At 62.5% G+C, this 1,944-nt stretch carries 1 protein-coding gene; it reads right to left on the minus strand.

The features are described from left to right. The coding region (gene acs / locus KIN_RS22135; protein WP_373281696.1) for an acetate--CoA ligase at nucleotides 1-1,882 on the minus strand (1,882 nt) is incomplete at its 3' end. Between the last annotated feature and the right edge of the window lie 62 nt (nucleotides 1,883-1,944).

The following is a 1,944-nucleotide window of genomic DNA, read 5'->3' on the forward strand; positions in this document are numbered from 1 at the left end:
CCCTATTCATTCTGTTATTGATGAGGTCGTCGACGACGTCTGGGTCAGCGAGCGTTGATGTGTCTCCGAGTGCTTTGTAGTCGTTTTCGGCGACTTTGCGCAGGATGCGGCGCATGATTTTGCCGGAGCGGGTTTTGGGCAGGCCCGGGGCCCATTGGATCAGGTCGGGCTTGGCGATGGGGCCGATATCCTTGCGCACCCAGGTCTCGAGCTCCTTGCGCAACTCGTCCGTGGGCTCCACCCCGTTCATCAGCGTCACATAGGCGTAGATGCCCTGACCCTTGACCTCGTGCGGATAGCCCACCACGGCGCTTTCAGCCACTTTGGGATGCGCCACCAGCGAGCTTTCCACCTCGGCCGTGCCCATGCGGTGGCCCGAGACATTGATCACGTCATCCACGCGGCCGGTGATCCAGTAATCGCCATCGGCGTCGCGTTTGCAGCCGTCGCCGGTGAAGTAATAGCCTTTGTAATCCGAGAAGTAGGTCTTCTCGAACCGCTCGTGATCGCCCCAGACCGTGCGCATCTGACCGGGCCAGCTGTCCTTGAGGCACAACACGCCCTCGCAGGGGCTCTCGTGGATTTCCTCGCCCGAGGTGGGTTCCAGCACCACCGGTTCGATCCCGAAGAACGGCTGCTGCGCCGAGCCCGGCTTGGTCGCGGTCGCCCCCGGCAGCGGGGTCAGCAAATGGCCGCCTGTCTCGGTCTGCCACCAGGTGTCGACGATCGGGCAGGCGCCTTTGCCCACCACATCATTGTACCAGTTCCAGGCCTCTGGGTTGATCGGCTCGCCCACGGTGCCCAGCACTTTCAGATCGCTCAGATCGTATTTCTCGACCCAGTCGTTGCCCTTGCCCATCAGGGCGCGGATCGCGGTGGGCGCGGTGTAGAACTGGTTGACCTTGTGCTTCTGGCAGACCTCCCAGAAGCGGCCCGCATCGGGATAGGTCGGCACGCCCTCGAACATCACCGTCGTGGCGCCATTGGCCAGGGGTCCGTAGACGATGTAGCTGTGGCCCGTGACCCAGCCCACATCCGCGGTGCACCAGAAGACATCGCCATCATGGTAGTCGAACGTGTATTGATGGGTCATCGCCGCGTAGACCAGATAGCCGCCCGAGGAATGCACGACCCCCTTGGGCATGCCGGTCGAGCCGGAGGTGTAGAGAATGAACAGCGGATCCTCGGCGTTCATCTCTTCGGGATCGCACTGGTCCGAGACATCCTCTTCCATCTCGTGCAGCCAGAAATCCCGGCCCTCCTGCCACGACACCTGGTTGCCCGTGCGCTTGACCACCAGCATCTTGGGATCGTGGAGCACGTTGTTGAAGGCCTGATCGCAATTGGTCTTGAGCGCGGTGTTGCGCCCGCCGCGGGGGGCCTCGTCGGCGGTGATCACCACCTTGGCGTCGCACCCGTCGATGCGGGCGGCCAAGGCATCAGGCGAGAAGCCCGCGAAGACGATCGAGTGAATGGCCCCGATCCGCGCGCAGGCCAGCATCGCGTAGGCCGCCTGGGGGATCATCGGCAGATAGAGCACCACGCGGTCGCCCCGCTTGACGCCCATCTTCTTGAGAACATTGGCAAACTTGCACACATGGGCGTGCAGCTGCTGATAGGTGATGTGCTGGGCGCCGCCCCCTTCGGTGTCGCTGGGGTCGTCCGGCTCCCAGATGATCGCAGTCTGATCGCCCCGCTCGGCCAGATGCCGGTCGATGCAGTTGGCCGAGACGTTCAGCGTGCCGTCTTCGTACCACTTGATCGAGACATTCCCCGGCGCAAAACTGACATTCTTGACCTTGGTGTAGGGCGTGATCCAGTCCAGCCGCTTGCCCTGCTCCCCCCAAAACGCCTCAGGATCAGACACAGACGACCAATACATCGACGCATACCCAGACGCATCAACATAACTCCCAGAAATAAACGAAGAAGACGGCGGGTGCG

Source organism: Litoreibacter roseus, assembly GCF_009811795.1.
GTDB lineage: Bacteria > Pseudomonadota > Alphaproteobacteria > Rhodobacterales > Rhodobacteraceae > Litoreibacter > Litoreibacter roseus.